General features: G+C 39.6%; 6 protein-coding genes and 1 pseudogene. 2 read left to right on the forward strand and 5 right to left on the reverse strand.

The window, feature by feature from the left end:
• The 5 genes and pseudogenes from ACI4WO_RS06305 to ACI4WO_RS06325 form a co-directional block, all read right to left on the reverse strand.
• Window positions 1-408 (reverse strand): annotated as a pseudogene (locus ACI4WO_RS06305) (hypothetical protein); the annotation flags it as partial.
• A gap of 164 nt (window positions 409-572) precedes the next feature.
• Window positions 573-1,994 (reverse strand): pyruvate kinase, encoded by a 1,422-nt coding sequence (pyk, locus tag ACI4WO_RS06310; RefSeq protein WP_439806712.1) that lies wholly within the window; start codon window positions 1,992-1,994, stop codon window positions 573-575.
• Window positions 1,995-2,072: 78 nt separating this feature from the next.
• Complete coding sequence (locus ACI4WO_RS06315) at window positions 2,073-3,617, reverse strand: hypothetical protein (RefSeq protein ID WP_439806713.1); 1,545 nt, start codon at window positions 3,615-3,617, stop codon at window positions 2,073-2,075.
• A gap of 14 nt (window positions 3,618-3,631) precedes the next feature.
• Complete coding sequence (locus ACI4WO_RS06320) at window positions 3,632-4,984, reverse strand: sugar transferase (RefSeq protein ID WP_439806714.1); 1,353 nt, start codon at window positions 4,982-4,984, stop codon at window positions 3,632-3,634.
• Window positions 4,985-5,144: 160 nt separating this feature from the next.
• A complete protein-coding gene (locus tag ACI4WO_RS06325) occupies window positions 5,145-5,765 on the reverse strand; it encodes a hypothetical protein (protein WP_439806715.1) in 621 nt (206 codons plus the stop codon).
• 87 nt (window positions 5,766-5,852) lie between these two features.
• Between ACI4WO_RS06325 and ACI4WO_RS06330 the strand changes: the two genes are divergently transcribed.
• Entirely contained in the window at window positions 5,853-6,827 is a 975-nt protein-coding gene (locus ACI4WO_RS06330; RefSeq protein ID WP_439806716.1) for a biotin--[acetyl-CoA-carboxylase] ligase, read from the forward strand.
• A gap of 120 nt (window positions 6,828-6,947) precedes the next feature.
• Window positions 6,948-8,096: a lactaldehyde reductase gene (gene fucO, locus ACI4WO_RS06335; protein ID WP_439806717.1), complete on the forward strand. Its 1,149-nt coding sequence runs from the start codon at window positions 6,948-6,950 to the stop codon at window positions 8,094-8,096.
• Window positions 8,097-8,256: the final 160 nt, after the last annotated feature.

Here is an 8,256-nt window from a genome sequence, read left to right on the forward strand (position 1 = left end):
CTCTGTTTTCAGCACACCGTTTGTAGCGAACAGATAATATTCACCGTTAATCAATCTTTCTCCGCTTACTGCTCTGCCGTTTTGATAGTAGTACCATTTTCCGTCAAATTTATGCCATCCGTTTTCTACTGTTGTGACGGTTGTTTCAGCTTCAGTTGTTTCTTCAGTTTCCGTTGTTTCTTCAGTTTCAGAAGAAACAGCCTCCGTCGGATCAGTAAGGGCAGCTGTTTCCGAAGTGACTGCCGGAGCAGTCTGAGTTGTTTCAGCGGCAGAGGTTTCCCAGGAAATTTCAGTAACCTGTGTGGTTTCCTGAATATCTGCGTCATCAGCATAAGCGGTAAGACACCATGCTCCCGAAAGCAGAACAACAGCTGCTGCTGCAGAGGACAGGTATTTTAAAATTTTCATTCTGGACTTTTTCCTTTCATTCAGATGTGTAATTATTACATATAATTATAGCATTTTTCGACAGAAAAATCAACATCTGTCAAGAGAAACTATAAAAATATCTCTGAATAAAAATTTCGGTCAGACTTTCTAAAGAGCCTGACCGAAACGTTAGAATATAAATTTTATTTAACTGTATCAACTTTCATAAGATTTGTTGTTCCTGACATTCCCAGCGGAACACCGGCAGTAATAACAATTTTATCTCCCGGTTCAACAAGACCTGTTTTCTTCGCAGCGTCCACTGCATGTTCAAAAAGCTCGTCGGTATTTGTTTCCTCGTTTATAATAACCGGAGTAACACCCCATGACATATTCATCTGACGGCATACAACCTCATCAGTAGTACAGCTTATAATAGGGCAGAGAGGACGGTATTTTGAAATAAGTCTGGCAGTACTTCCGCCCTTTGTAACAGTAATGATTGCCTTTACGTCAAGGTCATGGGCAGTAGTAACGCTTGCATGAGAAATAGCGTTTGCAATATTAGGATTGCTGTCCGTACCCCTTTTCTGGAATCTTGCCTTGTAATCTATATTCTGTTCAGTAGTTTCTGCAATCAGAGCCATTGTACTAACTGCTTCAACAGGAAATTCTCCGGCAGCTGTTTCTCCCGAAAGCATTATAGCGCTTGTACCGTCATAGATGGCATTTGCAACGTCTGTAATTTCCGCACGTGTAGGACGTGGATTTGAAATCATTGATTCCAGCATCTGTGTTGCAGTAATAACCTGTTTTCCGGCATTATATCCCTTGTGAATAAGTTCTTTCTGGATAGCAGGTATCTGTTCAAAAGGTATTTCAACGCCCATATCTCCTCTTGCCACCATTATTCCGTCAGCAGCCTCAAGGATTTCATCTATGTTTTCAACACCCTCAAGATTTTCAATTTTAGCAATTATTCTTACATTAAACCAGCCCAGGCTCTGAGTATATCTTCTCAGATAATTTATATCTGCCGCTGTTCTCACAAAGCTTGCGGCGATAAAATCATATTTCATTTTTGCACCGAATTCAAGGTCACTCATATCAGCGTCACTTAAATAAGGCATGGAAAGCTTTACTCCGGGAACGTTTATTCCCTTGTTGTTGGAAAGCTTTCCTCCGTGGATAACACGGCATACAATATTTGTTGCCGTAACTTTTTCTGCAAGAAGTTCAATAACGCCGTCATTAATAAGAATTCTTGTACCGACCTTTACATCTTCCGGAAGCTTTTTGAATGTAACGCTTCCTATTTTGTCTGTGCATAAACAATCGTCAGTTGTAAGAGTATAAATATCTCCGTTTTTAATTTCAACAGGCTTGTCGTCTACAAATTTTCCGAGTCTTACTTCAGGACCTTTTGTATCCATCATGGCAGCAATAGGAAGTCCCAGTTCAGACGCCACTTTTCTTACTTTTTCCAGACATTCCTTATGGTATTCATAGCTTCCGTGGGAAAAATTAAATCTTGCCACGTTCATGCCGTGTTCCATAAGCTTCTTCATCATTTCTTCACTCTGAGTAACCGGACCGATTGTGCAAACGATTTTTGTTTTTCTCATTTTTTTCCTCCTGCAATTTTTGTTTTTCCTTCTCTTAAGACAGCTTTGAAAAGCCGTCTGCATTCCACTTTCCTGCGTTCAGACAGTCACGCCGACTATTCTTTCAGCAGGACTTTTTCTATATTTAGGCGGGAGCATATCAAAAAGACCTGTTCCTGCCGGAATAAGAAACTTTATTTTAAATCCGTTTTCCTCAAGTTCAGATATCAGCTGTTCTCTGGTCCACAGTGCTTCATATACCGGGAAGTTATCCCATCCGGCAACAGCACGAAGTTTAATTCCGATAACAGCGTCAAAGCCGTTGAACACAAAAAGTCCGCCGCTTTCGAGCATGGTTTTAACTCTGGCGTACACTTTTTTTCTTCCGTCATAATCGAGATGATTCATAAAATTCATACCGTTTATAACATTAAAAATACCCTCAGATGTTTCACTTATAAGGCATTTGCTTATATTTTCACCCTGAAAATAATGATTTTCCACCGCTTTAATAGTAGATTTTTCTATTACATCCAGACAATCATAAGGATATCCTCTGTTGAATTCCGGAAAATCTGTCGGATCAGTAACTAGCTCCTGTCCGGTACTTTCAAGAGTATGCATAAACTGTTTCATTGAAACTGCCCCTGCCGGAACAGCGCTTTCCATACCCTTTTCTGCATATTTTACAATAAAGCCGTGCATAAGCTTGTCCGGAGAGATCATAGAAACGCACCTGAATCCATTGCCTGTCAGCTGTTCATAGGCAGCTTCCGAAATAGTCAGGTATGAGTGAAGACCGCAGTCATTTAAAAATCTGAGGTTTGACATTTCATCTTCAGAGCAACCCTCAAAAGGACTGTTCCCTGTAATGAGGATGAGTCCTGATTTAAGCATGAGTCTTTTGGGTATTTTTATATTATCACAGCAGATAATGCTGAAATGTCCCTTTGGGTCATCGTTATCTGCTATACGGTTTATTTTGTATATACTGCTGCGGCTGAGATTACCGTATAAAACAGCCGCATACTTGCTGTTCCCGTAAAAATCAATGATTATCTCGTCATAGGCACTCAAAGCGTCAAGCTCGCGGTTTACAGCGTTTATGCAGAACTTTTCAAAATCTGCCGTTTTAGCACGGTCGCCATGAGCATTTTTAAGAGCTTCTATTTTATCAAAATACCCGATACTGTCGGCTATATCGGCTTCCTTACAGCCCTTAGGGCAGTCTGCCAGTCTTGCACCGGGAGCGATATTAAGCGCATAGTTTTCAAGTTTTTCACTGAATCTGCCAAGTCCGCCGTCCATTTTTTCAATCTGGTTTGAGTTAAGAGTTGAACGCAGACGGACAGTATCAAGCTCTTTTTTCATAGCAGCCATAGCAGAGGCAGTTTTGTGCATAGTCTGTGTTTCGTTTTCCAGTGCAGCTTCAAGTTTCATGCAGTAGTTTTTAAGTGAAGCTATTGTTTCGATAAGCTCTGCATTGAATTCATTCTGCCTTGTGCCAAAATCCGCCAGAGTATTGCCGTCGTTTCTTTTTCTTCCTATTTTTTTTGCAAATCCGGATTCGTTTCCGGAATCACTTTGCTCAAACGCATGGCTGTGCATTTTAAGCTTTTCAATATCATTTTCCAAATTCTTCAAAATTCCTCACCGCTTCAGTATTTTTCTTTTTCTTTGTTGGCTTTAGAATTCATTTCTCCGGGGAATATCATAGTTTTAATTGTCATAAGAATTATCCTGAGATCCATAACCAGAGAATATCTTTCAATATACATAAGATCCATTTTTAGTTTGTCATAGGGAGTCGTATCATAAACGCCTGTGACCTGAGCATAGCCTGTAAGACCCGCCTTGACCTTAAGGCGGTATTTGAATTCAGGCATTTCCCGTTCATATTTTTCCGTAAGCTCCGGACGCTCCGGTCTGGGACCTACTACAGACATGTCCCCTCTTAAAATATTAATAAGCTGCGGAAGTTCGTCAAGACGGCATTTTCTCAGAAATCTTCCCACACGGGTAATTCTTGAGTCAGAATCCGTTGCAAGTCTTGGAACGCCGTCCTTTTCAGCATCAGGAATCATACTGCGGAATTTATATACATAGAATTCTTTTGCATCAATGGTCAGTCTTTTTTGCTTGTAAAGAATTTTTCCGCCGTCGTCAAGCTTTATGGCAATAGCAATTAAAAGCATAACCGGAGAAAGTAAAATAAGTCCGACAGCCGATACTGCAACATCAAAAACACGTTTTATAATCTTCTGCTCAAAGGAAAGACCATCATTTCTGCACAGCAGCAAGGGAGTATCGAAAAGCCGTATATCCTCTCCACCTCTTATTATAATATCTGATATTTTAGGGGATATATATATTCTTTTGGAATTATCAAAACAATATTTTATAATATCATTTCTTATCTGACCGCTTATATCGCAGATTATAACGCCTTCAAACCTCAGGATTTCTTTTTTTATTTTATCAATGTTTTCATGAATATTGATAGATTCGCATATCATATATTTGTCTTCACGCATACTCATTTTGTTTGTAAGGGTTTCTGCGTTGCGGCTGCCGTAAATAATAATAAGCTTTCTTGGCGGATAAAGTTTTAAATAGATTTTATTATTTGCAGCGATCCATATGGCTATTATAATAAAATCCGCTGCCGTCATAACAAACATAGGGTAGACATTCATAAGCTGACGGCCTATAACGCTTATCTGAAGATAGGTTATTATATTTACCGCAACGATGGAAATTGCCTGAGAATAAAGCATATCCGAACGTTTGAGATATCCCATTTTCAGTCCGCCGTACGCCTTGAAAAAAAGCATGGTCAGTATCATATAAATAAATATAACTACCCAGTTGCCTCGTCTGTAAAACGGAAGAACAATGACGTCGCTGTAATATTCATACCATATATATATAAAAATCCCTGCAAGGGCGACAAGTAAAATCAAACTTGAAATGAATGATATAGTTCTTTTATACTGTTCTTTATTTTTCATTTGATAAACTCTCTTTTATACAGTAATTTGCCTTATACAGTATCTTTTATCTGTCCGATAAAGCACACTTATATTTATAACATTATAACAAAATACCGAAGAATAGTCAATAGACGCTGATTTGTTTTAACAATAATTTAAATTTTATTTTTTTCAGTCTTTACGAAAAAAGCTTATAAACTGCCAGAATAATCAAAAAAATTCCGGATACCCATGAAAAATCCCGGTTGGATTTTTTTAGTCCCTCGCCCAGTTTTCCTCCGGCACCGACTGCCATAAGACCAAAAATAAAGCTTAGTATACTTACCCGAAGAACATGTGTACCTGAAAGTCCTGCACCCAGTCCGCCGGAAACGGAATCCACCGACAGCGCCGCTGCAAGTGCCAGAGACTCTTTGGGCGATAAAACCTTTGACATATCAGAATCCGCCTGAGTTTCATCCAGATAAACGCTTATTACAAAATCTATGTTAAACCAGCAAAATGAAAGCTTTCCCTTTCCCTGATGTTTTCTTAAAATCGTTTTCAGTCCGTTCTGGCAAAAGCCTGTTATGCCTATTATTCCCAAAAGCAAAGCACCGGCAGTACGGCAGATGTTATCCGGAATAAACGAACCTATAACTCCTGAAAGACATACTGAGCAGGTAAGAACCGCAGTACTTACAGTACACATTATAACTGCTGATACAAAGGGGATTTTTATTTTTCCGGCTCCATAGGATAATGCGGCAAAAAATGCGTCTGTAGACATTGCGAGAACAAGAAGCATATCTTCGGTCATTTTTATGATTTCCCCCTTTTTCACTTGTTATTATTAAATTTGTGTGCTATTATTATAGTATGAATAATAATGAAAAGGGTGACTGAAATGTCTACAAGAGATAATATACTGGAAATGCTGCTTGATTCAAAGGACTATATTTCCGGAGAAACTCTGGCTGGAAAGCTGGGGGTAGGAAGAAATTCCGTCTGGAAAGCGGTAAAGCAGCTTCAGTCTGAGGGCTTTGAGATTCAGGCAGTTAAAAATAAAGGATATATTTTAAATGATATTGCAGATATTATAGATCATGTACTTATAAGACACTTTTTAAAAGAAAACAAAGATCATGAAATATTTGTATTTGATGAGATTGATTCTACAAATAATTATGCCAAAGAGCTTGCCAGAAAGAGTGCGGCTGCCGGAACCGTTGTGGCTGCCGACTGTCAGACAGCCGGAAAGGGAAGAATGGGCAGAAGTTTTTGTTCTCCACCGGGAATCAGTGTTTATATGAGCGTAATACTAAGACCGGAAACGGATATGGAAACCAGTCAGCTTATAACCTCCTGTGCAGCAGTGGCGGCAGCAGCGGCTGTGGACAGGCTGTGCGGTACGGATACAAAAATCAAATGGGTAAACGACCTGTTTTTAGGCGGCAGGAAAATCTGCGGCATACTCACCGAAGCTTCGGTGAATTTTGAAACCGGTACTCCCGATTTCGCCGTAGTAGGCATTGGCATAAATGTAAAATCCGTCAAAAACGCCTTTCCGGAAGAACTGCTGAAAACGGCATCTTCAATAGAAGATGAGGCAAAAACAGTGCCTTTGCGTTCTCAGCTTATAGCTGAAATACTTATGAACCTTGACAACCTTACGGCTGATTTATCCGACAAGTCATTCCTTGAGGAGTACAAACGGCGTTCGTTTATTATAGGTCACAAGGTAGCAGTGTCGAAATTTACCGATGAACGCATGGCGACAGCTGTCGGCATAAGTGAAAATGCCGGACTTATAGTCCGCTATGATGATGGTACGGAAGAAATTTTAAATTCCGGAGAAGCAAGAATTATACCTGCAAAGTGAAAAAAATGAAAGTTCAGGGCAGTATTTTGTTAAAATTGTGTGAAAAAGCATAAAATTCATTGACGCAAGTTGAATTTGGTGGTATAATATATACAACTTATTTGAAAGGAAGTTTTTAAAATGGCTCAGAGAATTGTATTAAACGGAACATCATATCATGGTTCAGGCGCTGTTTCTGAAATCGTGACAGAAGTAAATGACAGGGGATTCAAAAAAGCATTTGTATGCTCAGACCCTGACCTTATAAAATTTGGTGTAACTGCTAAAATTACAGATATACTTGATAAAAATAATCTGCCCTATGAAATATATTCACAAATAAAGCCTAATCCTACTATTAAAAATGTTCAGGACGGTGTTGAAGCATTCAAAAAATCAGGTGCGGATTACATAATCGCAGTAGGCGGCGGTTCGTCAATGGATACTGCAAAGGCTGTCGGCATCATTATAACAAATCCGGAATTTGCAGATGTAAGAAGCCTTGAAGGTGTTGCACCTACAAAGAAACCATGCGTACCTATTCTTGCTGTTCCTACAACAGCTGGAACAGCCGCTGAGGTTACTATCAACTATGTTATAACCGATGAAGAGAAAAACCGCAAGATGGTCTGTGTTGATACTCATGATATACCGATTGTTGCATTTATTGACCCTGATATGATGAGTACAATGCCGGCGGGACTTACAGCCGCAACAGGCATGGACGCTCTTACTCATGCAATCGAAGGCTTTACAACAAAAGCTGCGTGGGCAATGACTGATATGTTCCACCTCAAAGCAATTGAAATTATATCAGATTCACTCAGGGGAGCTGTTAAAAATACTCCTGAGGGACGTGAGGGAATGGCTCTTGGTCAGTACATTGCCGGAATGGGATTCTCAAATGTCGGTCTTGGAATAGTTCATTCAATGGCACACCCTCTCGGTGCCGTTTATGATACTCCTCATGGAATTGCAAACGCTATTATTCTGCCTACAGTTATGGAATACAATGCAGAAGCTACAGGTGACAAATATAAATACATTGCCGCAGCAATGGGTGTTGAAAACACAGAGGCTATGACTGTTGAGGAATACAGAAAGGCTGCTGTGGACGCAGTAAGAAAGCTGTCTGAGGATGTCGGTATTCCGTCAGACCTTAAGGATATAGTAAAGAAAGAGGACGTACATTTTCTTGCAGAATCTGCTTATGCTGATGCCTGCCGTCCGGGCAATCCTAAAGATACTTCTGTTGAGGATATTGAAAAGCTTTATATGTCACTGCTTTAATGACTTTAAGGTGTACTATAACAAAAGACTGATGCATATTTATGCATCAGTCTTTTGTTATCAATAGTAAAATACATCTGCGATATCGGAAAGTGCGATATGATATTTTGAAAATTTATCGTTGGGATACGGCCGTACTGCTGAACTGAGCTTAGCAGTT

The organism is Porcipelethomonas sp. (genome assembly GCF_051893655.1).
Taxonomy (GTDB): Bacteria; Bacillota; Clostridia; order Oscillospirales; family Ruminococcaceae; genus Porcipelethomonas.